The sequence below is a fragment of the Clostridium ragsdalei P11 genome (assembly GCF_001675165.1).
Classification (GTDB): Bacteria; Bacillota; Clostridia; order Clostridiales; family Clostridiaceae; genus Clostridium_B; species Clostridium_B ragsdalei.
This window is the reverse complement of the sequence record NZ_LROS01000002.1, coordinates 79,221-103,537: the sequence shown is the minus strand read 5'-3', so window position 1 is coordinate 103,537 and position 24,317 is coordinate 79,221. Positions and strand designations below refer to the sequence as shown.

Genomic DNA, 24,317 nt, shown 5'->3' with positions numbered 1-24,317 from the left:
CCCTCCGTCTGTTATATAATTTCAACAAATTAGTATGATCATCTATTTTAATTTTTCTTTTATTTCATCCATTTTAGCTTTCCAATCACCTACTTCTTCCGCAGTAAATATATCAACAGAACCTCCTTGAAAATCACCTTCAACATCTCCCATTTTTTCTTCCATCCATCCTTCTATTTCTATATAGTATTCTTTTAAATCTTTAAGCATTTTAGGATCTGACTTCCAAAGGCCTCTATTTTCAGCTTCTAATAATCTGCGTCCGATTTCTTCTAGAGCCCAGGGGTTATTTTCTTTAAAGAATTCTCTATTTTCCTCATTAGAAATAAAAGTTTTTGTTATATCGTCAAAAATCCAGTCATCTACCTGCCCTGTGGTTGCTTCCCATCCATAAATTTTTCCTATACGTTTTGAAATATCTGAAGCTCCTTTGTATCCATGGCGTTTTTGTCCTTCAATCCATTTAGGATTTAAAATTTTACTTCTTACAACTCTCCTTATTTCATCAGCTAGAGTACGCACATCAACATATTCAGGATCTCTAGTATCTCCATAATAAGCCTTTACATCTTTTCCTGATTCAATCTTTGCAGCTGCGGTCATTCCTCCTTGATTGCCAAAGTAGCAGCAGCATCCAAAAAGATCATGGTCATCTGAAACGACTTTATTATAGGTTATATCTACCGATTTTAAACTGGACTTCAACTGCCCAAAGGCTTCTTTGCCAAAAAACTCCTTACCGTATGCATATCCATTCCAGTATTCAAAAACATCTGCCAGGTCTTTTTCATCTTTCCACGCTGAGGCATAAATAGCCAAACTAACTCCAGAACCATAGGTACCTGGCTTAGAAGCAAATATACGCAAAGTAGCATTTCTAAATGAATCTTTATCTGATTTCCCATTTAATTTTTCAAGAGTGTGCTTTCGTACAAAATTTTTTTGAGCAGGTTCTTCCAGTGCAGCTACTTCTTGTACAGCCTCATCTAAAAGTTCTATAGAATTTGAAAAATTATCCCGTATAATTCCAGATGTTCTTACAGTTAAATCAATCCTAGGCCTTTTTAATTTTTCAAGAGGTATTATTTCAAAACCACACACACGCCCATTCAAACTCCATTTTGGCTTAGTTCCTATAAGATAAAGCATTTGAGATAATCCTTCACCATCAGCCCACATAATATCATTACTCATCCACTGAACAGCTATATTCTCAGGATAACGTCCTTCTTCTTCCATATACTTCTCTATTACCTTTTCGGTCAGCTTTATACCTACCTTAAAAGAGGCTTTTGTAGGAACTCTATAAGGATCAAGAGAATAAAAATTTCTTCCTGTAGGAAGTACATCATCTCTACCCCTATTTATAAGTCCTGCAGGTCCTGAAGGTATATACCTGCCATCAACCCCTGATAAAAGTGATTCAATTTCCCTGCTTTCTTCTATTCTTTTATTCAAATCTGTAATCTTAGGTAGAAGCATATTCACTTCATCTAAAGCCTCACTGCATATAAATTTATCTTTAAGGATTTTCTTTGCGTAAACTTCGTCAACCTTATGTCCACCAAGAAGTAATTTTATAAAATCCATACATACAGAATTTATTTCTTCTAAAATCGCACCATTTGATTTTCCATATTTCTCACAAAAACCTTTCTTATCAGTTTTTAAAAAATCCAGATTTAATCCCATCACTTTTGTCACTGCTTTACGCATTGAAGTATCATTTTCATTGTCAAATTTCAATATGGAGTTTATAAATTTTACCCTTCTGTCACCTTCAGGCACTTCTCCAAAAATATGCTGTCCATCTTCTATAGAACTATTCCTTATAATGGTCAGTACTTCATGAGATTGCTCTATAACTTCTCTGAAAGATTTATAATTATTTATATCTATTTGTTTATCTAAATTTAATTTTTTAATTTCTTCAATAATACTATGCTCCAAAATATGAGTTCTCATAGGATCTCCTATTTTAGCCTTTTCATATTCTCCTAAATAACTATCAAGCTGTGCTAATTTGTCATAAAGTCCGCTCTGCATTGTAACAGTCTGCATGTGATCTACCAAAACTGCATAACTGCGTCTTTTAGCAATTGTTCCTTCAGGTGAGTTATCTGAATTATATATATACAGGTGAGGAATATTTCCAACTGCAATATCTGGATAACAGCTGTTAGACAATCCCACTCCTTTGCCAGGTAAGAATTCAAGATTCCCATGAGTTCCTACATGTACCATAACATCTGCCCCAAAATCTTTTTCAAGGTATTTATATGTGGCTAAATACTGGTGTGTTGGAGGTACATCAGGGTCATGGAGTATCTTACAAACCTGTCCATCACATCTTGTGCCTGCACATCCTCTTTTAGGCTGTACACAAACTACAGCATTTCCATAACTTATTCCTGTAACAATAATATTTCCTTCATACAACATAGCTGCAGGTATTTCGTTAACTTTTTCTCCAGGTGGCTTACCCCAGGCTTCAATTAATTTTTGTTTAACGTTTTCAGGCCATGTATCAAACCACTTTTCATATTCTGATTCAGGCACAAGTTTCAGTACCCCACCCTTTTTTACAATTTCATCTGCTGTAGTCCATCTAAATTCAGAAATGGCTTTTCTGTCCATAATTGTATGTATGAGTTCTTTACCGTTTTCTGGAGGATATACTTCATAATCATTGTCTTTCATACTCCGCATAATCCTAGCTACACTTTCTAAAGTATCCAGATTCGAACCGCATCCTACAGTAGCTTCTACAGAAGCACAGGGATTGTTATGCAGTATAAAGGCAACTTTTCTTTCTGAAGCTGGCTTTTTCGACAACTTTATCCACTTATCTATTCTATCTACAAGGTGGCTGCACCTTTCTAAAATAGGTTCTCTAGTTTCAATGTCGCCATCCTGTTTTCCTGCTGCAACAATAATTGGTTCAATAACCCCTTCAAATTCAGGCATGGATATACACCATGAAACATCCCTATCTAAACCCTGCTCACTTTCCTCCCACTCCTTTATAGTGTTATAAAATGATATTACAGGCTGAAAAACAGGTACATCTAATTTTTTTAATAAATTTACTCCTTCTGAAGCAACTTCTTCTCTAATATAATCACTGCTTTTAGATCTGGACGTCAAAAAGAAAGAGGTCATCTTTACTAAACCATCAATAATAGGATGGCCTTCTTCATCGAAAAAGTAATCTTTTACTACCTCTCCTGCATTCCTAGTACCAAGTTCAGTATCTTTTAGTGAATAACAAAATGCAGGAATTACATTATATCCTTTCGCTTCTAAAAGCCTTATGATTTTATTTTCCGTATTTATATTATTATTTACCCAGTTGCCTCTAGATATAATCATTCCTATTGTAGGCGCATCTTTAATTTTGTAGTACCATTTAAAATAATCATTCAAATTGGAAAAAAATCTTTTTGCATCAGGATGATAAATTCCCTCCCATGGAAGCTTAAGTGGCTCCTCATATTTTAAATTCAAACCTAACACTTTAGAACATACATAATAAATCATTCTGACAAAATTTTCTGTTCCACCATAAACTATGTAAGTCTGACATTTAGCTACTATTTTCATATCCACATTTGAAAGTGACCAAAGTATTGAATCACTAGCATTACATATAACAGGAACATCAATATTTTTAATTTTTTGCTCTATTTCATCCCATACTTGCTCAGAAGATCTATATAACATAATTAAGTCTGATTCTTCCATATCTTTAAGTGCCTGTGTTAAATCTTCCTTTTCTTCATTTAAAAGCCTAGCTGAATACACCTTAATATCCAATAAGTCATTGACATTTAACCTGGCTTTTTTCATAACATTAGCATAAGTATGCCACATTATTACAGTAATTCTTTTTATATGCATATTCCCCCACCTTTTCTGAAACTTATTTAATTGTGAATATGTACACGATTATGTGTAAATTTTCCAAGCACATCTTCCAGCTTATTTTCATCCATTCCTACTTTTTCAAAAGGTTTGCGTCGCATTCTATGACGCAAAGTTAACTCCGCTGATTTATGTACATCTTCTTGAGTAATTTTTTCCCTACCATTTAATGCTGCCATAGTTTTAGCTGCCTTCATCATAATTAAATCCGCTCTATGACCATCTACTCCCATCTCTATGGAAATTGAAACAATTAAATAAAGTATTTCATCAGGTATATGTATTTTAGGGAGTAATTTTCTGGCATCAATAACTTTCTTCCTTATTTCATCCTGCTGATTTTTCCACTTTAAAGCAAATTCTTCTGGATTTTCTTCAAAAGCTGACCTTCTTTTTATTATTTCAATTCTCGAATCAACATCTTTAATTCCTGTAATATTTACACAAAATCCAAATCTGTCTAAAAGCTGCGGCCTTAATTCTCCTTCTTCTGGATTCATTGTACCAACTAAAATGAAATTAGCAGGGTGGGTAAAGGAAACTCCTTCTCTTTCTACAGTATTAACTCCCATAGCTGCTGAATCCAAAAGTATATCTACAATATGGTCATCTAACAAATTCACTTCATCTACATATAAAATAGCTCTATTGGCCTTAGCTAATAATCCCGGTTCAAAATGTTTTTCCCCTTTTTTAATAGCTTTTTCAATATCTAAAGTACCTACTACTTTATCTTCCGTAGCAGATATAGGTAAATCTACAACTCTCATTTTTCTTTTTACTACGGGTAAAACTTCACCTTTTTTTAAACGTTCTCTGCATTTGGGACACATATTTGCAATATCATCAGGATCGCAGCTAAAAGGACAATCTTCAACTACACTAATTTCAGGAAGAACATCTGCCAATGCCCTTACTGCTGTAGACTTTGCAGTTCCCTTTTCTCCTCGAACTAATATTCCAGATAACTTAGGATTAATGGCATTTAAAATCAATCCCTTTTTCATTTCATCCTGGCCTACAATTGCAGAAAAAGGGTATATATTTCTTTTATCTTTCATTTTTTATTTTCTCCTTCTTATTTTCATTTTTGAACTAACATATATTTTCTTTTAAAACTTCAATCAAGTTATTAGCCTTAAGGTCCTCAATTTTGAAATACTTTCCTCCAATATTTTGTGATAACTTTTTAGCCAATCCAAAGGTTACTAAATTTTCTTTTTCTACATCTATGACTAAAGTAGTAATTCTCTCATCTTCTTTTATATCAGCTGCAATCTTCTCCACCTCATTAAGTGGCTTGTCTTCACCCATACTTACATTTCCTTTTCCATCAGATATAACTACTAAGATAGGTGAAATATCTGGGTCTTTTAGGATCTCAAATTTAGATAATTTATATGCTTTATAAAGTCCTGCAGATAATGGTGTTTTGCCCCCAGTTGGCATTTTTTCTAAAAGTTTATATGCTAATTCTACACTGCTTGTAGGCGGTAGAATAACCTCTGCAGAATCATCTTTAAAAACAATCATTCCTATTTTGTCCCTTTTTTGATATGTATCTAAAAGCAGCGATAAAATAGCGCCTTTAGTTTCTATCATTCGTTTTTGTACACCCATTGAACCACTGGCATCTACTACAAATAATATAAAATTACCTATATGTTTTTCACGAAGTTTATACCTTATATCATGGGATTCAATGGCTACAGCGGCATCTTTATGAAATCTGTAAATTTGATAGGGTGCCGATGCCCTTAATGTAGCATCTATTGCTAAATCATTATTGTCAGTAATTGTACTTTTTATATATCTACCAACCTTAGAAGATGTCTTTGTATAAGAACGCCTTCCTGATCCTTTTCGTATAACTCTATCTCTGACATTTGCTATGGATTTAACTTGAAAAGGATTTCCTATAGAAAAAACAAACTTTTTATCTCCACTGGACGATTGAGATTCTTGTCCATCTTGGTCTAAGTCACTGCCATCAAAAAATTTATTATCTATATTAGGATTTGTTTTATTGTTTTTGTTACTAGATGATGTTTTTTTATTGCCATCTCGATTCTTTTTAAGATCTTGATTTTCTTTATTTTTTTTATGATCATCATTTTTATCTGACTTTTTTTGCTGCTTTTGTGATTGAGAGGGCTTTTTTATTCTATGTAATAATACCAATTCAGAAGCTTCTTTTACATCTTCTTCTGTTACTTCTTTATGCCCATAATATGCCGCAATCGTACGGCTTGTCTCTTCCATAAAAATATCAGCTCTATGTCCCTGAACAAAAGCTTTCATACAGAGTTCAGCTATAAACTTTAATATTTTATCTGAAATTACAACTTTATTAATAAAATTTTTAGCTTGTATAATTTTTTCTCTTAATTCTTGTTCTTCGTTTACATATTTTTCATTAAATCTTATAGGATCTTTATCAAAAGCCTCCCTATTTTTAATAACTTTTATTCTCTCAAAAGGATCTTTAATTCCTTTTACTTCCACACAAATTCCAAAACGATCTAACAACTGTGGTCTTAAATCACCTTCTTCAGGATTCATAGTCCCTATGAGTATAAAATGTGCTGGATGTGAAAATGAAATATTTTCTCTCTCTACTACATTTATTCCCATAGCTGCTGCATCTAAAAGTAAATCTACAATTCGATCATCTAATAAATTTACTTCATCTATGTATATAATTCCATTATTAGCTTCACCTAAAATTCCAGGACTAAATTTACACTTGCCATTTTTAATGGCATACTCAAAATCTAAACTTCCTATTAATCTATCTTCTGTAGTGGAAATAGGCAATTCTATAATTGGAATTTTTCTCGACACTGTTTTAAGAAGCTCTCCATTATTTATATGCTCCTTACAATTATCACAAAGATGTTTTTTATCTTCTGGATTACAATTATAAAAGCAATCTTTTACTACATTTATTTCAGGCAATAATGCTGCCAGTGATCTAACTGTAGTAGATTTAGCTGTACCTTTTTCACCAAAAATCAAAACCCCACCTACGTTTGTATTAATGGCATTCAAAATCAGAGCTTTCTTCATTTTTTCTTGTCCAATAATAGCAGTAAAAGGATAAACTACCCGCTTAAATACACTCATAAAATTACTCCTTTCTACTAATTCTCCCGCCACTTTTTCAATTTAATAACAATCTTGTATATTTAATTATATATATTTAGTTTTTTAGAGCATTTTTTATGCCAATGTCAATTTGTTTAAATAAAAATATTTCATATCATATTGATTATTCATGTCATAAGTTAACCAATATATACGAAATCTTTATGGTAATTTTTTTTAAAAATAATAACTATTCCTATTTTGATACAAAATTTTACATCATATTGAGACTTAGTTCCATTATGAGCCTTTAATAAATTAGGATTTATTTCTAAACAAAAATACTTCAGCACATCTAATCCACTGTGCTGAAGTATTTTTATCTGATGGCTACCTACTGTAACACTCCCACGCACTCTGTGAAAGCGACTATCACCAAATCAAAGATTTGGGATATCTGCTTTTCTATAAAAGTGGGAGATAACAGTAGCTACGCCTCTAGATAATTCATCTAAACTTAGTGGGAGAAACTGAACTCCCACTAAGTAAGATTCATTGATAATTATATATCATACAATACTACACTGGTTATTAAAAATCTTATTTCTTTACCATATCAGCCTGCATCTCTATAACCTTTTTATCTGTAAGAGGAAATAACAACAGTGCTATAATACATATAACTGATAAGACAGCAGGTATGCCACTCATTAATAATCTAATTCCATTAACTGCATGAGGTGTTACATTACTTTTTTGAAAACCAACCGCAACAAGTCCAAAACCAAGAACAGCACTCCCTACAGTTGTACCTATCTTTGGTACAAGTGAAAACAATGTCATCATGAAAGGCTTCAAATCCTTGCCAGTTTTCCACTTAGTATAGTCTACAATATTTGAGTATAAAGCTGATTCACTTGCATGTGAAAATGAATAGCCTATATATCCAAGGCACATAAGAACTGTAAAAGATACAGCTGTTTTGCCAAAGAAGTATGCAGATCCAAGGCACAATCCATATATCGCCATACCCAAAATGTACATATTACGTGAACCTTTTGCTAGTCTACTTATAAAAGGTGTAATGAAGGAACCAAAAATCATTAGAAATGTGCTTAAAGATAAAAATGTAGTAAGCATTAATTTACTACCAGTTACATACGTATAATAATATGCCGCAAGTCCTGTAATAATGAAGTAAATTGTGCCTTTGCATGATGCACCAAGAAGATAAAGAAGGAAAGGCTTTGAAATTGTATATTTTATCATTTCCCATATTGATGCATCATATTGATCTTTAACTTTTCCAGATTTATCTTCTAATGGGGTAATAACATCATACTCTTTTGCCGCAAAGAACAGCTGAAAAAAGCCTAAAAAAGCCATGACACTTAGTAATAATGCAAACATGGAATAACCTGTGGACTCACTATTTCTCCCAAAAAACGCTATCAATCCAACACTAGTTAAACTAAATAAAAATTTCCCAGCTGAATTGCACATTACACGACAAGCTGAATATGAAACTCTATCATCAGGAGTCTTAGCCATAAGAGGTAATATACCCATAAAGGCCGAGTAAGCCAAATTGAAAAATACATATCCAAGAATGTAAGTACCAGCAAACCATATTGCCCTACCTGATGCAGTAAGACCTAAATCTGTGAAGCTTAACCAGCGGAATAAAGCAGCAAGTACACCGCCAATAATTAACCACGGACGGAATTTGCCGCCCCTTAACCTGCCTTTTTGAAGTACTATACCGCATATAGGTATTGAAATCATATCAACAATACTGCTAAAAGTTAAAATTGTTGCCATTATTGCTGTTTCAACCCCAACTGCAGAAGTTAAAAATATTGCCCAGTAAGTAGTAGTTACCATTGTCATCATTGTTGTAAAACCATTTGTTACACCATAACGCAAAGATTTGACAGTATAAACCGACTTCTTTTTTTCCATAATATACCCCTCCTAAGATATTATAAACAGAATGCGTTGGAGTATTAGAGCGGGTAGTCATCGGATAAATAGGATTCCCTATATAAGAGAAGCATTCACCGATACTCTTATTACACGTAAAGTATAAATCACATAATAATGCAACTTATACTTTACTCTATAACCTTCTCTATTTACCTAATGTTGCTAATACAACAGCTTCTACATTCTCGCGCTTTGCATTTGGTGGAACACTGCAGCCTGAATTCATAATAAAACCACCATCATCTTTAAATAATTCTACAAGATCCCTGGCATAATTGTAACAATCTTCAGGTGTACCAACAGACGTAAGCGCCGGAGGTACGTTGCCTGTAATACACATTTTATCTCCTAGTATTTCTTTAATTTTTCGAATGTCGGTTATATGGTCAGGATCCCATACACATGAAGCCTTAGGAAATTCTGCAAAATAGTGTAGAAACAATTCCCAATTTCCATCCATGTGCAGCCAGGCTTTTACATTCTTTTTATGCATCATAGGTACCAATTTTCTGTAATATGGAAAGTAGAATTTTTCAAAAACCTTTGATGATATAAAGTCACAACCAGCACGAGTTCCGCCAATGAAACCATATTCACCAGGTATGGCATCTATCAATTTAGCCGATTCTTCTACACATTCATCCTCTACGATATCTAAAGCAGCTCTTACTTTATCTGGAATGCGATACAAATCTCTAAAAAACTTAGGCAATTTACGCGCACCACTTAGCACCTCAAAAGGTGGGAAAGGTAACATTCCCCCTGCCCTGCCAATGTTTTGTTTACCAAGAGCTGCTACTTTTACTTGCAGCTTTTTACCATAATCTATATCTGGTTTTGGCAGTGCATCAGGATCAAATCCAATTCTTTTTAATAGTTCCTGTTTCAAATAATTCCAGCCTTTATTTATGATAGTATCATAGTCTTCTTCAGTCATCGGTCCCTGTTCACTAATTTGCCAGAGTGCATTTTCGGGCAATTCACGGCCAGGTACTTTCATTTTTGCAAACCACTTAGCTGCGAAACTTTGATGTTTAGTTTCCGCTGGCATTCCAAGGGAAACCATTGGTGGTGAATCTATTTCTTTCAGTATAGGAAGCTCTGCAGCCTTTATAAGATTTTCATCTACCAACTTGGGTCTTCTCCAGAAATCAGCCATAACCATTGTTGGATCTATAAAATTATAATAGCAGTGTCCAGAAAACAATATTGGAATTCTATCTGGCTTTTCCATATTCAGAGCAGCCATCATTCTTTTGTTACATATTTCAGTCATTTCTTGTGGAACCATTTTATTGCACCCCCAAATTTAAATATAAATTTATTTTAAAATAGTTCTATTTATTACCTTTTTTCAGCAAATGATCTTTCCTCCGTTTTTGTAAAAACTAATACTAGACAAAGAATTACAGCAATACCTAAAACACCTACTGCAGCAATATGCCATGCTGCCTTTGGACCAGTAATTCCAAACATTCTGGTAACAGCTGTTAACACAAACGGAGATAAAAATTGTCCAAAACCCTGAAGTGCAAAAAGAATACCTGTTGAAATTGCTGCTGGTGCTGATGAACTTTTGATAACTTTAAGAACAATTTCCGGATTAAAAGTTCCAAAACCAAGTCCATAAATAACGCCTGCGACACAAAACATTGAATATGTGTTTACGTTTACTAGTAAAAGAAATGATAACCCTAGGAATCCAACTCCAAGAACAATAGTGAATTTCTTAAATATTTTTGTTATAATTCTGCCATACATCATAGATGCAATAAAAGAACCAACAGTAAATAATGTAAGCACAAAACCAGCTTGAGCAGCATTTCCTATCTTACCTGATACCATAACTATAGATACATTTGTCATAAAGGAAAATGTCATCATATTTAATATCATATTTAATATCGCAATTATATAAGTATTGACCGTCGCCTTTCCTTTTGAAACTGATGTTTCAGTTTGAGCGGATTTTTTTTCTGGTTCCGGAAGCATAAACATTACCATTAAATATGATGGTATCATAAGCAAAAATCCAAGAAAAGCATATCTCCAACTGTACACGGCTAAAATACCGCCAACTACCTGAAATATTATACCAGAAACAGCTCCTACAGATGTCTTATATCCCATTAGTGCATCTCTTTCTTCGCCTTCAAATAAATAAGCTATCATAGATGCAGCATAAGGAAATAACATTCCATGGCCAGCGCCAAACAAAACCCTAGTAAATAATATTAAAGTCATACCCCCAAAGAAAGCAGGCAGGATTCCAATAAACATTAGAATAAACGATAAATATATTACCGCCTTTTTGGACATAAATCGCTCAAGTTGACCAGGTACCAAGGAAAATATAATCATCATCAAAGACGGTATAGTCGAAATCTGTTTAACTTCAGTGGCGCTTACATTAGGAAATGCCTTTGCTATTTCGCCAAGTGCTGGTGTGGTCATACTTGTTGTATATAACATGGCTGCCAAAGTTAACACAGCAATTTTTACTGTTAAACCGTATTTTTTTTCACTCATACTCTTTTGCTCCTTTTTTGTATAATAATTTTAAAAATTATCAAACTCCTGTTATATAAAGTGTTTTATATTCTTACTTACCCATTGCAGCTGCAATCATGGCTTTAACGTTTTCAGGTTTTGAATTAGGAGGTACACAGCAGCCTGCAGCCATAAAGAATCCCTGTGGTGAGAATTCATCTACAAGTTTTTTACTGTAATCGTATACTTCATCCGGTGTTCCTAATGATAGAAGTGATGGTGCAACATCCCCCATAAAAGCCATACGTCCTCCAAGAAGTTCTTTAGCCTTAAATATATCAGTTGAACTGTCAGGATGGAAAATTGCTCTGCCCTTAGGAACATCAAGGAAATAGTCCAGAAAACGGCTCCAATCCAGATCTAAATGAAAATAAATATTGGATCCTTCCTCAAGAATTACATCTATATTCTGCTTCATGTATTTCCACATATAGCGGTCAAAATCTTTCATAGATAAAAAATCTCCTGCTCCACGGCCTCCGCCTACAAATACAGCAAGCGGTTTTTTCTCACGTATTTGTTTTCTTAAATCATTTAACTTATCCACCATAAATGCATCAAATGCCGCTTCAACTTTCTCAGGTATCCTATGCATGTCCCTCATCAATTTAGGTATGGTACGTGCTCCACTAAAAACAGTAAACGGCCCTCCTGCTACTGCAGTTGTTAGCATGACACAACCTGCATCTGTATATTTTTTTGCAATTTTATCGGCAATAGTGCCGTAATATTTCATATCATCAAATGAACTTTTCAGATTTCTTTCGCAAAAGTCTTTAAAAAAGTAATTCCAACCTTTGTCAATGATGATGTCATAATCTTCTTCAGTCATTTTACCAATTTCATCTATCTGCCACTGTGCATCATCTTTAAGCTCACGCCCGGGTACCCTTGAAGCTGAAAGATAAGCTAGTCCACTTGTTGTTGGCAAACGAACTGGAGTAATGACACAATCTATATCCCCTATGGATTTCAATGAATTCACTACTTTATCTTCTGCTGCCTCATTGTCTGTTACAAATTCGCACAGCTTTCCACCTGCATATCTTAGTAAAAATGCTCCTGCGTGAAGCATAATAGGCGTTCTGTCCGTTTTTTGCATTGCAATATTCTTCTTGATCCTTTCCACATGTTCATTATACAATTCCTTATTACTTTTCATACTAATAACACCCCCACATAAATTAGTAAAAATATAAACTCACTTCAGTTTCCTTTCATATCAATGCTATCAAAATCCCAATATTGCTACAATGTTACAATTTGAGAAAAAACAATCAAACTGTTGTAAAGTTTTACAGTTACAATGTTGTTAAAATCATACATATGAACTATAATTAAATTGAATTCTTTACATAAGGGAGATAATTATGTCAGTTTTGATGAGTGAAATTGTTAATAACTTAGGGAAATACAACCCTGCTTTTAGAGTTAAACGCGACTCCTATGTGAGATGCTGTAAGTTTCTTAATAACAATGATTTACCATTAGACTCAAAAGATATATATTTAGCAAATATCTCTAATCTGCCCCCAAACATTTCTTCTAACAAAATTGTGAATTTACTATTTTTCACCAATGAAGATGTACCTAAATATTTGAAGGACAAACCTATGGTAAATTATATTGCAGTTAATCAAGATATAAGCAAAACAAAAATCTTTAATGAGCTTCAGGATTTATTTTTCCACCATGAATATAAAACAAATTGTGCTGAAAAACTGTTTAATGCTTTAAACGAAGGAAGAGATGTCCAACAAATTTTGAATATTTGTGCAGAAATTCTTGGAAATCCAGTGCTTTTAGCAGATTCATTCTTATATTTAATTAACTATTCAGGTTTTGATGATAGTATAGATGAGCCCGTATGGAAGAATTATATTACAACTGGACATATACCATTAGAATACATAAATCAGCGAAATTTAAACTTGACAGTACAGAACAGAATAGCTCCAGACATTATGTGGAATACTAGTACTTTAAAACACAAACAAATTATTGGAAGAATACGTTTAAATAACACTTTAATTGCTTATCTCAAAATATTGGAATATAACAAAGAAATCACGAAAAGTGATATAATGATTATCCCTATAATTTGTAACACTCTAGCACTAGCAGTAGAAAAAAGCAAATACAGTTTTTTTATACCTGAATCTCCTATTGAAACATTAATGATACATTTGTTAAAGGGAGATATGATTTCAGAAATTTCTATTGAAGAAATACAAAATCAATTCATCGCTAATCAGTATACTACTTACTACATTTTAAGTTTTTATGTAAAAAATGATATTCCTGACTTAACCCTAAAATTATACCATATGAAAGGATTAATAAACAGCATTTTTCACCACTACCACACAGTTATATATAATGATCATATAGTTACACTAGTTACTAAAAAAAATACTAAGGAGCCGGTAATAGATAGTTACCTGCATAATTCTTTTATAAAATTATTATTAGATAATCAAGTTGTTGCAGGTGTAAGCCGATGTTTTCACAATATAATGGAAATTTTCAAATTTCATATACAGTCAATTAAAGCTGCCAAACTAGGATACAAGTTAAATAAGGAAGATAATCTCTATTTTTACAATGACTATGCTGTCTATCATTTATTTGAAGCCTGCTCTTTTAAAGAAAAACTTGAGGAATTTTGTGATCCTTCTATTTTAAAATTGATTAATGATGATAAAGAAAATGGGACATCTTATGCCCTCAGTCTTTATACTTATATTCAAAATAACTTTGATATACAAAAAACATCATATTTTATGAATGTACACTATAATACTATAAAATACCGTCTTCAAAAGATTGAAGATGTTTTAGAAATTGATTTAAAAGACAGTAATGTCGTATTTCATATTAGCCTTTCTTTTCGTATTTTAGGATTCCTAGGATATTTTAAATTATAAACCATAGCTTTAAAATTTTTGCCAAGTGAGATTCTATGAGAAAAAGTGTGCAAAATAGAATAAGCTTTCTATGATAAAATCATAGAAAGCTTATTCTATTTTTATACAAATCTATAGATACTCCCATATTTAAAGCTAATAATCCCTTGATATTTCATATTCTGCATCTTCAAATAATTTTTTTATATTTTTTACTGATAATCCACGGCTTTTTTCAGTATTGGATATACTATCTCTGGGATTAGCACCTGCTTCAGCATACAACTGATTTACTCCACAGATTAAACTCATCTGAATGGTCTCATGTGCATTCATAGCCCTATGAGGTCGTGTAACTATTCTTGTAACTGCCGCAATTTTAGAAAGCTCAACCGATGAAATTTGGCCCTTTTCATACAAAGGAGTGCCTTTAACCGGTATTCTTCTCATGGCAGCCATAACTCCTACATTATAATCTCTAGCTCTTAACATTTCATCAACTATTTCCTCATAACTGTGCTCTGGACCAATAGGTTCTACACAATAGTATAATTCCAATCCTGCTTTTTTTATTGAATCGAGAGTTTCAATTCTAGCTTCAGGTTTAATAGTTGTGTCTATTCCTTCCCTTAAACGCTTAATGTGATATGCTCCAGTAAAGCCCACTTCTTTTAATTTAAGTGCTGTATCATAGTCAAAGTCTCCAATATTAGCTACTAATCTTACATTTTTAGGTAAAATGTTTCTTACATTCTTTGATATATTTAAGAAATCATTTATTGGATAGTCAGCAGTTGTCATTAGGAATAGATCATTGATACCTTCATTAACAATAGTTTTAGTTTCAGATAATATAGAGCCCATGTCCTTTCTCCATGTACTTTCCATAGTATAATGGTTTTTACCCATGGAACAAAACTTACAGTTTACAGGGCACGGTTCTGCGTTCAATCCTATTTGAGCAAATATAAAAGCCTTGTTATTAAATTCAGAACGCGTCATTTCGTTTGCAAGTGATATAATTTTATAAAAGTCACTGGAATTGTTTTTTACATTTAGCAATGATATTGCCTCTTCTTTATTAAGTAATTTGCCACTTTTAGCATCATTAAGGATTCTATCGATAGTCATATAGATACCTCCAATCATTAAAATAATTTGTACTAATAAAACAATCACTTTGTAATACAAAATGATATATTTTTACTGGGCTGACTTGTCGTTACTAATAACACTTTTTACTTCATTAAGAAATGTGTCAATTGTATTTTTATAGTCTTCTAATGTTGAAATCCATGTACATAAGCATTGATAGCCATCTTCAGTAATTTTAAAAATTTTTTTAGCTGGACCAGAATTATTTGTATCCCAAGTTGATATAATGAGTCCATTACTTTCCATAGTTTTTAAATGACGATATACTCCTGTGGGGTCAGGTTTATTTCCATTGAACATGGCTGTTTGTGCAATTCTCTGGATAATCTTATAACCGTGTAATTCTTCTTTTACAAGAGCTGCAAGTATAGCAGGCTGAATCATTTTATCCAAATTGCTGCCTTTACATGGACACTGCTTTAAATTGTTCATTAGATCGCCTCCTGTATTAGATTACATCTAATAATAAATATAATTATACTATTTATATACTTCATATACAAATTATCTTAACAAGCTAAACTTTATATAGAGTAATTTTAAAAAAATTTGACTCTGAAGAAATAAATTAGTAAAATTATAAAATCGACATATAAAAATTTAACAGAGGTAAAAAAGCACAAGAAAGTATCGACCTCAAAAGGAGACATATGTAATGAGCGTACCATCATCAATAACTGAATTTGTGGGAACAGTAAAATATGGAGATACAGTAGGTCTTGTTATAGCAAATGTGGATAGTTCTTTGCATGAGAAGATGGGATTAGATAAAAGACATCGTTCAATAGGAATTATAAGTAACAGGACAGGAGCAGGTTCTCAAATCATGGCTGCTGATGAAGCAGTAAAGGCTACTAATACGGAAGTTGCAAGTGTTGAACTTCCAAGAGATACAAAAGGTGGGGCAGGACATGGTTGTTTGATCGTACTCGCAGCAGAAGATGTATCTGATGTAAGAAGGGCAGTAGAAATCGCCCTTAGTAAAACAGAAAGAAATTTCGGAGATGTTTATGGATTTGATGCAGGTCATATTGAATTACATTACACTGCAAGGGCAAGTCTTGCTTTAAACAAAGGTTTTGGTGCCCCTATTGGAAAAGCTTTTGGAATAATTGTAGGTGCTCCAGCGGGAATTGGTGTAGTAATGGCAGATACCGCACTTAAAACTGCAAATGTTGAGCTTGTTAGTTATTTAAGTCCAAGCCAAGGAACTGCCCATTCAAACGAAGTTATCATAACTGTCACAGGCGATCCAGGTGCTGTAAGACAATCGGTAATTGCTGCTAGAAAGGTAGGATTGTCTATTGCCAGATCAATGGGTCAAAACCCTGTATCTACTACAGGAAAACCTTATATCTAATAGTTTTTATACTTATTTTTAATAAGACATACTTTTTGAGTAAAAATTCACTCAAAAAGTATGTCTTATCTTACTTTAACATTGAAAGCATATAATCAGGAATATTCTTATTTTTACCATTTGGGAGTTCCATTGTTGTTACTTTAGGCTTTCTGGTTGATAATTTCATAGTTCCGTCTTCACTTTTTAAACTCATAATCCTTAAAAGCCAGTTATCATTATCTACAAATTCATAATCATCACGTATATGTGTACCCCTACTTTCTTTTCTCATAAGGGCAGCTCTTACACCTGCTTCTGTGCAAGTTAAAAGATTTCGAACCTGTACTGATTCTATCCATTCATAGTTATAAACTCTATTTTTACTTTTAGTACTCATTGCGCTTATGTCATATTTGTGTATTTTTAAAATATCATCTAAAGCTTTTGTAAGTCCCTCTTCATTTCTTCTAAAGTTGAATCCAGCATCAGCTGTCTTTTCTATATTTCTGTGTATTTTTATAGGACTTATCCCTTCTTTTCTTTCAAGAGGTGAAAAAATATCTTTAATTATACTATCAATATTAGTATTTTTCATACTTGGCTCATTTACATTTTGTATATATTTGCAAGCGGACAATGCTGCTCTATAACCATGTACAAGCATTTCAATAAGTCCGTCTGCAACCCTCATAGCTCCAAATACACCACTTGTAGTCTCACCAGCTGCATAAAGTCCTGGTACTCCAGTGTACATATTTTCGTCTACTTCAATGCCACCCATGCTGTATTCTGAGCCAATACCTACTTCCCATGGAATGCCCTTTCTTATATTTTCAACAAAAGTATCCAAGTTGTTTCCTTGATAGAATCCTTTTCTATACCACATGTTCATTAATGGCTCAGATTTTTTTAAGGCTTTTTCATAAATATCAAAAGGTACATTGGAATAATCAAAATATACTCCTCCATTTGGAGTTGCTTTTCCTTTTGCAATTTGATCTCCATAATAATACGTAAATATAAGCTTTCCCATTTCACTTTCCTTGGCCATTTTAAGTAAAGTTTCAGGTATATTGTCTAAAATTGATTCTCCTTTGCCATTTTTAACAATGGGCATAAGCATACTGGAATGTAAGAAAGGATAAATTGAACCTTTATATACTGATGGTGAAAGGGCAACTGCTGGTATATATAATAAAAATTCCATATCTGCAAGCTTGACTCCTGCACGGTACGCCATAGCCATTCCATCGCCAGTCATATCGGAAACAGTGCATTTAAAGGAATAGGGCTGATATCCGCCAGTAGCTAAAATAACTGACTTTGATCTAATTTCAATAATCTCTCCTGAATATATATCTATTCCAACTGCACCTACAGCTCTTCCATCTTCCATCAAAACATCTGCAACCATAAAATCTTGTATAACATCAATGCTGCCTGCCTCAGAAACTCCATATCGGCATCCATCTGCAACAGCTTTACCTGATGTTATATATCCTTCTTCTCCAAAGAATGCAACCTTATGTCCTGCTTTTTCAATCCACTGTTTAAGTTTCCAGCAGCATTCACCACAATCATTAACAAACTGCTCAACCATATTTTGATCACTTAGATAAAAAGACTGCTTTACAATTTGTTCAAATAATTTTTCCTTCGTATTTCTAGGATCTGCTTCCTTGAGTCCATATTTATAATATGCAGTTTCTCCATCCATAGAAAATCCTGCTCCTGCCATAATAGCATTACCACTTTTCCCAAGCTTTCCTTTTAATGCAAGCAGTACTTTTGCTCCTTTTTCAGCAGCTGTTACAGCTGCCATTGACCCTGCTCCAGAGCCTCCAACAACTAATATGTCAGTATCAATTATCTTATCTATTTGCATTTTAACAGCCTCCTAATTTTATAACATTTTTAGATTAAATTTACAAACTTTATCACCTTTTGCAATGCAATAGGGTCTTTCCAGCTTCATACCAAAAGCTTCAAACAAAATATGATCTATTTCACAATATAGATGTCCTAATTCCATACCAGCTTTTCCATATTGTGACCATATATCCCCCATAGGACAATAAGTAATTTCTGATTGATCATTATCTGAATATTTCCAAGCATTTGAAGGCATGTCTCTAACGGCAGCATAAGTTCTAGGATTGTTTAAATCCAAACCTTTTTCTTTTGCTTCAGCTTTCATCGCATCTACCCTTGCCTTCCCAAACTTCTTAACTGCAGATGAAATTGCATCTTTTCCATTTTCTTCTCCCATTCTTTCAACCATTTCCTGTGCCATAAAATAATACAGTTCAGCCATAAGCTTTGCAAATTTAACTGCTGGTTCCTCACTACTTTTTAAATTACTCATTTTATTTACCTCCCCCTATAATCTTTATATAGTAACCAAATCTTTTACTTTTTTTCTTCCTTTTAAAGGCTCAAGGACAATTTCATCGCCCTTCTCTATTACATGTGTGCATGCAAGAGAAGGAATACCATCAACCATAAGAGTGCATCTTCCACAAATTCCATGGCCGCAGGCACTGTGTTTGTAATAGCTCAAACTGCTATCACAATGTTCCTGGATATAATCGAGAACATTCATTACAGTCCACTTTTCTTCAAAAATTACTGGAATATCAAAACAGTCATAATGTTCAGCTTCTTCTACTGTTGGTTCAAATCGATATACTTTTACTTTCATTTCAATACCTCCGATTAATAAAATTTTTAAAGTATAAATATTTTGTAGTTCGTAATAATTTATCAAAAAAAATTTGTTTGAATTCAAACAAATTTATATCATAAAGACTTTGCTAATCTCCTTAAAAATTTAATAAGAAATTCTTTTCCCTGATCATTTTCTGTTGCTTCCAAGTATTTTTTAGCAATTTCATAATCAAACTTCATATGTTCTTCTTGAATAGCTTTGCCTTCATCAGTGATTTCAAGATTAAATGAGCGTCTATCCTCTGGACTTATAACTCTCTTTACAATTCCACGCTTTTCAAGACGATTTATAACACTTGTAAGTGTACTATTAGGAATTTGCAATATATTAAGTAAATCCTTTATCTGTTTTCCTGGATTTTCTGCTACTACTCTTAATACTCTAAAATCAAGCATAGACATTTTTTTTGTTTTATCTGAATAATCATTTAAAAATTTGCTGTTAATCATTTTATATACGAGTTCATGTATAGCTTTATCAACAATTCTAATATCCTCATCTTTTATCATAGTGTATTTTCTTCCTTACTTCGTAATATTTATATTATGTAATAATACTAAAACATCTTATAAAATTTGTCAAGATAATTATATGATTTTTTAAACCAATTTGTTTAATTTCTTCTATCTATCAAAAATAAAAGATTTAACAACCCCAAAATATTCTCTTACACAATAATTAGGCAACAGCAAATAGTTTACAGATGCAGGAACACCTTCAACTTGAAATCCATATCTTTTAGCCAAAAATTTAGCTCTAAAAACATGAAAATTACTTGTAACAACAGCTAGCTGTATATTTTCCCTACCATCTATTTTCTTCAAAATCTCTCTAGTATATTTCATATTTCCCAAAGTATTTTTGGATTTTTCTTCCTTTATTATGTCTTCATTCTTTACTCCATGCTCAGCAAGGTATATCCTCATAGCTTCTGCTTCTGATATATCTTCTCCAGGTCCTTGTCCCCCTGAAGCAATGACTTTTATACCTGGATTTTGTTTTATATATTTAAGTGCTTCTTGAGTCCTCTGAAGTTGAACTAGAAGCATATTTCTTCCGCTAATCCCACCACCTAAAATCATAATGTAATCAGGTTTCTTATTATGACTTTCATTAGCACTTACAAAAATGCATCCTTCAACAAAAATAAATGAAATAGCAATTATGGATATAAAAACTTTTAAAACTGTCAAAAACTTTTTCATTACTTTATTAAAGTTATTTTCATGAAACTTTATTTTATAAATTCCTAAAATCACGCAAGCAATTCCTAACATAACAAAAAACTCTGAAAAATTCACAAACCTGCTAAATACTATGAAGCAGCTAATAAAATATAATATGTTGATTATTCCAAAGGCCACTAGGAAGTATCCTATACCCTTGTGATTTTTTAAATTTTTAATCTTAAACACCATCCTAAAACATAATATTTTATAACCCAGTTTTTTTAATCACTTATATCATTAAAATTGTAATCTATCATATACCCCTCAAATCATATTTACCACAGTTTTCATTCTTATATACTTCCATTATATACTATATTGAAGCAGTTATAATAGTAAAAATATCTAAAATATAAGTCAACTTTTCAATTAAATTTTCTATACTGATACTATGGGCATTGAATTTGTTTATAAAATATACCTTATATTACTTCTATTAAATTATTATGTTATGCACCTGTTACTTACAATAAAAAGGAAGTGATATATTATGGAAGATACCTCTATAGAAATACCTGCTTCAAAATGTTTCACCGCTACTAACTTAAACCCTAAAAATATTATACTAAACACACTTTTTACTGGACTTGAGTCTGATAAAGATTATAAAGGTTATATCTTTTTTGATATTTCTAATTGGTTAAAGGATTTTCATATTAATTCTATAATTTTGAGGCTATATTTAAAAGAGTTAAAGACATTGTCTCTGAGTCCTAATCTATATATATCAGAAGTGGACAAGAATATTTGTGAATTAAATGAATGTAGTAATCCACAAACTCAAATATCCTATACAGTAAATAAAGATTCTCATGGATCTATTGATATAAATATAATGGATCTATTTTATAATAATAATTTTGATATTATAAAGAACAAACTATTTATGTTAAGTTCCGATGAAAAAGAAAAATCACTCTTTATATTTAGCTCAAATTCCACGGAAGATGATAAATTAAGTCCTAAATTATTAATTACCTGCTGTGATAAGCAACCTAAAACAATCAAACGTTTTATGGGAGTAAAAGAGTATCACTGGACTTTTGATTTGTATAAAAGTACAGTTTCTGAAGTAGTAAATATTGAAGACATCAATGAAGGTACTTTTTTCGTTACCAATGAAAGTAATTATCCAGTTGCTGCGGCAGTACAAGTTAGTGGTAATTTAATGAACTGGATTACCGATACAAAAGTTTTAGTTAATCCCCATACTACAAATGTGCTAATTTCAAGGTACTATGGTAAATACTCCAGATTACTTTTACTTTGTAAAAATAGTGCTCATATAAAAGCATCATTTGTATTTCAATTTTACAAATAATTTGTATATATTTTATATGACATTTATTTACACTGAGAAATATGCTGATAAGTTTGATTTCAATTTATCAGCATATTTCCCAGTATAATGTTATTTAAAAAAATTGCGAAACAATTTTTTTAAATAACAAAGTACAAAGTTCAAATATCAAATAAGGATAATTTTCTTCCTAACGTCAGAAAATATTAAAATTATAGATTTCCTGAGGTATGAGGGAAATCATCTTTGCCTGTTCTTTGTTATTTGAACTTTGTTATTTTCAAAAGCTTTGTCTCACAATATTTTTATATTAAGTCAAAATTTCATATGTGCAAAAGTTGCGTTATTAATTTATATAACATTTCTCCATATATTCGTCAGCTTTTTTCCGTCATCTTTATAGTATATATATGCTGGCTGCCAGTAACTTCCTATATACTCCCGCTGACGGGTATTTACTGATACAAGTATTTTATCAGGTTTATCTGTTTTGGATATTTTTATTACATTGTACCTTTCAGGAACACCAGGCCATAAGCCACTTTTCCCAACGCTTAAGGCTCCAGCTCCAATCATAACCATGTTAGGATTTATATTTTGAGGGTTTAGATAATCCAAACTTATGCTCCTATGAACATGGCCATGCAAGTAAATTTTAAAATTTTCATTTTGAAGTGCATTTGCAAAGGGAATATCATTTCCATAGCTATTTGTAAGATCTACAGGATGATGTCCTACTGCTATTTTTATTATATTGTCCTGAGGCAGCTGTCTTGAAACCTTTATTAATCCATCCGTATCAAAATAAGTTACTTCACGATTGAACTGGTCAATTTCAGCAGCAGTATTTAACATGAAGAATGCTACTTTTTCATTATCTATAAAATCCCCCAATATAACTTTAAGCTGTTCTTTAGGATTATCTGGAAAAGGAACTTTATATAACATCTCATACAAATATCTGCTGTAGTTTGTAAATTTTTTATACCATTCTGCATCATTTCTTTTTAAATAAAACAAATCAGTTCCAACATTAGTAACTACTTTATCGTTAGGTCCGGGAGTACCAATAGTTAAATGATAGCTGCTCATAGTAACACTCCAACTTAAATCATGGTTTCCAGGTACTATAACTATTTTTTGATAAGGTACATTAAGTTCTTTACTCAATATATCTATAAACTTGAATGCTTTTTCAAAGGATGATTCTGAATCGCCACGTTCAACAAAATCTCCACTAATTACTACATAATCAATATCAGTTAGCTTTATACTGCTTTCAGGATTATCAAAGTAAACCTTTTTTAAGTCACTTATTAAAAGGTATGCTTCATTTTTTTCATCGATGTCTGTTGTATAGTGCAAATCACTTAAGTCTAGTATAATTCCTTCCTTTTTAGATACTGAACTAACTTCCCTTTGTGAGTGAGTTTTTATTTTTCCTTTTGAATCATGTTCCATATTCTCATCCCCAAATTTAACGATATTTAATTGTTTGAAATTTTTATTTTGCTATTATATAATACTCATTAATAGGGACAAGGTTCCAATATCTAATAAAAATACTGCAAAAACCTCTTCGTGAAAACACAAAGAGGTTTCTTTTTGTCATTATACTTTTATCACTATACTTTTTTTACATAGTCCTCATTCTTCTGCACTCATCAGCACATTGACGACATGCATCTGCACACATTCTACAGTGTTCATCATTGAATTTGCTGCATTCGGATGCACATTCATCACAAGTTGTTGCACACAAATTGCAAATATCATTTACATGATATCCTCTTCTAGCCATGGTAGTTGCAGCTGTTCTACAAATTTCTGCACAATCAACTAAATCAACTATACAATGTTCTCTTGCCTTTACATCTGGTTCTGACAGGCACATTCTGAAACATTCCTCACATAATTGCATACATTTATTACAAGAATCAATACATGATTGATACTGAGCATTTGGAGCCATTAAAGTTGAATTCATAATCTAAACCCTCCTTAAAACTTTTATGTCTACATTTTATTTTGCTCTAAATATTTGACTTTATGCATTTAATAGCATCTCTTATTTTAGAAAAACCCCCAATAAATAATAGAATAAATAATT

The 24,317-nt window shown here is 32.3% G+C and carries 19 protein-coding genes; 3 read left to right on the top strand and 16 right to left on the bottom strand.

What is annotated here, in order from left to right; all coding sequences use genetic code 11:
• Window positions 1-42 precede the first annotated feature (42 nt).
• From cobN to CLRAG_RS00995, 7 genes are all read right to left on the bottom strand, one after another.
• Window positions 43-3,900 carry a cobaltochelatase subunit CobN gene (cobN, locus tag CLRAG_RS01030; RefSeq protein WP_065076660.1) on the bottom strand — a complete coding sequence of 1,286 codons (3,858 nt, stop codon included), beginning with the start codon at window positions 3,898-3,900 and terminating at the stop codon, window positions 43-45.
• Window positions 3,901-3,926: 26 nt separating this feature from the next.
• Complete coding sequence (locus tag CLRAG_RS01025; protein ID WP_065076659.1) at window positions 3,927-4,985, bottom strand: magnesium chelatase ATPase subunit I; 1,059 nt, start codon at window positions 4,983-4,985, stop codon at window positions 3,927-3,929.
• A 34-nt stretch (window positions 4,986-5,019) separates the two neighbouring features.
• On the bottom strand, window positions 5,020-7,050 hold the full coding sequence (locus tag CLRAG_RS01020; protein ID WP_065076658.1) for a putative cobaltochelatase: 2,031 nt from the start codon (window positions 7,048-7,050) through the stop codon (window positions 5,020-5,022).
• 561 nt (window positions 7,051-7,611) lie between these two features.
• Complete coding sequence (locus CLRAG_RS01010; RefSeq protein ID WP_065076656.1) at window positions 7,612-8,973, bottom strand: MFS transporter; 1,362 nt, start codon at window positions 8,971-8,973, stop codon at window positions 7,612-7,614.
• 169 nt (window positions 8,974-9,142) lie between these two features.
• Window positions 9,143-10,288, bottom strand: coding sequence for a uroporphyrinogen decarboxylase family protein (locus CLRAG_RS01005; protein ID WP_065076655.1), 1,146 nt, complete (start codon window positions 10,286-10,288; stop codon window positions 9,143-9,145).
• Between the two features lie 53 nt (window positions 10,289-10,341).
• The gene (locus CLRAG_RS01000) at window positions 10,342-11,526 is read right to left on the bottom strand and encodes an MFS transporter (protein WP_065076654.1); all 1,185 of its coding nucleotides are present in this window, start codon (window positions 11,524-11,526) and stop codon (window positions 10,342-10,344) included.
• 73 nt (window positions 11,527-11,599) lie between these two features.
• Complete coding sequence (locus CLRAG_RS00995; RefSeq protein WP_065076653.1) at window positions 11,600-12,709, bottom strand: uroporphyrinogen decarboxylase family protein; 1,110 nt, start codon at window positions 12,707-12,709, stop codon at window positions 11,600-11,602.
• 208 nt (window positions 12,710-12,917) lie between these two features.
• Between CLRAG_RS00995 and CLRAG_RS00990 the strand changes: the two genes are divergently transcribed.
• Window positions 12,918-14,474, top strand: coding sequence for a PucR family transcriptional regulator (locus CLRAG_RS00990; protein ID WP_065076652.1), 1,557 nt, complete (start codon window positions 12,918-12,920; stop codon window positions 14,472-14,474).
• A gap of 135 nt (window positions 14,475-14,609) precedes the next feature.
• On the opposite strand, the gene CLRAG_RS00985 is transcribed toward CLRAG_RS00990, so the two are convergent.
• Together CLRAG_RS00985 and CLRAG_RS00980 are read right to left on the bottom strand one after the other, a co-directional pair.
• Window positions 14,610-15,584 (bottom strand): biotin synthase BioB, encoded by a 975-nt coding sequence (locus CLRAG_RS00985; protein ID WP_065076651.1) that lies wholly within the window; start codon window positions 15,582-15,584, stop codon window positions 14,610-14,612.
• 72 nt (window positions 15,585-15,656) lie between these two features.
• Entirely contained in the window at window positions 15,657-16,040 is a 384-nt protein-coding gene (locus tag CLRAG_RS00980; RefSeq protein WP_065076650.1) for a helix-turn-helix transcriptional regulator, read from the bottom strand.
• A 223-nt stretch (window positions 16,041-16,263) separates the two neighbouring features.
• Between CLRAG_RS00980 and pduB the strand changes: the two genes are divergently transcribed.
• Window positions 16,264-16,968: a propanediol utilization microcompartment protein PduB gene (gene pduB, locus CLRAG_RS00975; RefSeq protein WP_065076649.1), complete on the top strand. Its 705-nt coding sequence runs from the start codon at window positions 16,264-16,266 to the stop codon at window positions 16,966-16,968.
• Between the two features lie 70 nt (window positions 16,969-17,038).
• On the opposite strand, the gene CLRAG_RS00970 is transcribed toward pduB, so the two are convergent.
• The 5 genes from CLRAG_RS00970 to CLRAG_RS00950 all read right to left on the bottom strand — a co-directional run bounded on the left by CLRAG_RS00970 (window position 17,039) and on the right by CLRAG_RS00950 (window position 20,937).
• On the bottom strand, window positions 17,039-18,835 hold the full coding sequence (locus tag CLRAG_RS00970) for an FAD-binding protein (protein ID WP_065076648.1): 1,797 nt from the start codon (window positions 18,833-18,835) through the stop codon (window positions 17,039-17,041).
• A gap of 18 nt (window positions 18,836-18,853) precedes the next feature.
• On the bottom strand, window positions 18,854-19,315 hold the full coding sequence (locus CLRAG_RS00965) for an L-2-amino-thiazoline-4-carboxylic acid hydrolase (RefSeq protein ID WP_065076647.1): 462 nt from the start codon (window positions 19,313-19,315) through the stop codon (window positions 18,854-18,856).
• Window positions 19,316-19,339: 24 nt separating this feature from the next.
• Complete coding sequence (locus CLRAG_RS00960; protein WP_065076646.1) at window positions 19,340-19,651, bottom strand: 2Fe-2S iron-sulfur cluster-binding protein; 312 nt, start codon at window positions 19,649-19,651, stop codon at window positions 19,340-19,342.
• A 98-nt stretch (window positions 19,652-19,749) separates the two neighbouring features.
• Window positions 19,750-20,187 (bottom strand): MarR family winged helix-turn-helix transcriptional regulator, encoded by a 438-nt coding sequence (locus tag CLRAG_RS00955; protein WP_065076645.1) that lies wholly within the window; start codon window positions 20,185-20,187, stop codon window positions 19,750-19,752.
• A 114-nt stretch (window positions 20,188-20,301) separates the two neighbouring features.
• The gene (locus CLRAG_RS00950) at window positions 20,302-20,937 is read right to left on the bottom strand and encodes a YdcF family protein (RefSeq protein WP_242872071.1); all 636 of its coding nucleotides are present in this window, start codon (window positions 20,935-20,937) and stop codon (window positions 20,302-20,304) included.
• A 460-nt stretch (window positions 20,938-21,397) separates the two neighbouring features.
• Between CLRAG_RS00950 and CLRAG_RS00945 the strand changes: the two genes are divergently transcribed.
• The gene (locus CLRAG_RS00945) at window positions 21,398-22,228 is read left to right on the top strand and encodes a DUF6385 domain-containing protein (protein ID WP_065076644.1); all 831 of its coding nucleotides are present in this window, start codon (window positions 21,398-21,400) and stop codon (window positions 22,226-22,228) included.
• A 330-nt stretch (window positions 22,229-22,558) separates the two neighbouring features.
• Here the strand turns inward: CLRAG_RS00945 and CLRAG_RS00940 are convergent, their stop codons facing one another.
• Window positions 22,559-23,668, bottom strand: a complete 1,110-nt coding sequence (locus CLRAG_RS00940; protein ID WP_065076643.1) for a metallophosphoesterase family protein — start codon at window positions 23,666-23,668, stop codon at window positions 22,559-22,561.
• A gap of 175 nt (window positions 23,669-23,843) precedes the next feature.
• Window positions 23,844-24,194 (bottom strand): four-helix bundle copper-binding protein, encoded by a 351-nt coding sequence (locus CLRAG_RS00935; RefSeq protein WP_065076642.1) that lies wholly within the window; start codon window positions 24,192-24,194, stop codon window positions 23,844-23,846.
• Window positions 24,195-24,317: the final 123 nt, after the last annotated feature.

What these genes read in the sequence shown, in the direction of transcription:
- cobN (WP_065076660.1), bottom strand. Translation starts at nt 3,900, where the DNA reads ATGCATATAAAAAGAATTACTGTAATAATGTGGCATACTTATGCTAAT.
- CLRAG_RS01025 (WP_065076659.1), bottom strand. Translation starts at nt 4,985, where the DNA reads ATGAAAGATAAAAGAAATATATACCCTTTTTCTGCAATTGTAGGCCAG.
- CLRAG_RS01020 (WP_065076658.1), bottom strand. Translation starts at nt 7,050, where the DNA reads ATGAGTGTATTTAAGCGGGTAGTTTATCCTTTTACTGCTATTATTGGA.
- CLRAG_RS01010 (WP_065076656.1), bottom strand. Translation starts at nt 8,973, where the DNA reads ATGGAAAAAAAGAAGTCGGTTTATACTGTCAAATCTTTGCGTTATGGT.
- CLRAG_RS01005 (WP_065076655.1), bottom strand. Translation starts at nt 10,288, where the DNA reads ATGGTTCCACAAGAAATGACTGAAATATGTAACAAAAGAATGATGGCT.
- CLRAG_RS01000 (WP_065076654.1), bottom strand. Translation starts at nt 11,526, where the DNA reads ATGAGTGAAAAAAAATACGGTTTAACAGTAAAAATTGCTGTGTTAACT.
- CLRAG_RS00995 (WP_065076653.1), bottom strand. Translation starts at nt 12,709, where the DNA reads ATGAAAAGTAATAAGGAATTGTATAATGAACATGTGGAAAGGATCAAG.
- CLRAG_RS00990 (WP_065076652.1), top strand. Translation starts at nt 12,918, where the DNA reads ATGTCAGTTTTGATGAGTGAAATTGTTAATAACTTAGGGAAATACAAC.
- CLRAG_RS00985 (WP_065076651.1), bottom strand. Translation starts at nt 15,584, where the DNA reads ATGACTATCGATAGAATCCTTAATGATGCTAAAAGTGGCAAATTACTT.
- CLRAG_RS00980 (WP_065076650.1), bottom strand. Translation starts at nt 16,040, where the DNA reads ATGAACAATTTAAAGCAGTGTCCATGTAAAGGCAGCAATTTGGATAAA.
- pduB (WP_065076649.1), top strand. Translation starts at nt 16,264, where the DNA reads ATGAGCGTACCATCATCAATAACTGAATTTGTGGGAACAGTAAAATAT.
- CLRAG_RS00970 (WP_065076648.1), bottom strand. Translation starts at nt 18,835, where the DNA reads ATGCAAATAGATAAGATAATTGATACTGACATATTAGTTGTTGGAGGC.
- CLRAG_RS00965 (WP_065076647.1), bottom strand. Translation starts at nt 19,315, where the DNA reads ATGAGTAATTTAAAAAGTAGTGAGGAACCAGCAGTTAAATTTGCAAAG.
- CLRAG_RS00960 (WP_065076646.1), bottom strand. Translation starts at nt 19,651, where the DNA reads ATGAAAGTAAAAGTATATCGATTTGAACCAACAGTAGAAGAAGCTGAA.
- CLRAG_RS00955 (WP_065076645.1), bottom strand. Translation starts at nt 20,187, where the DNA reads ATGATAAAAGATGAGGATATTAGAATTGTTGATAAAGCTATACATGAA.
- CLRAG_RS00945 (WP_065076644.1), top strand. Translation starts at nt 21,398, where the DNA reads ATGGAAGATACCTCTATAGAAATACCTGCTTCAAAATGTTTCACCGCT.
- CLRAG_RS00940 (WP_065076643.1), bottom strand. Translation starts at nt 23,668, where the DNA reads ATGGAACATGATTCAAAAGGAAAAATAAAAACTCACTCACAAAGGGAA.
- CLRAG_RS00935 (WP_065076642.1), bottom strand. Translation starts at nt 24,194, where the DNA reads ATGAATTCAACTTTAATGGCTCCAAATGCTCAGTATCAATCATGTATT.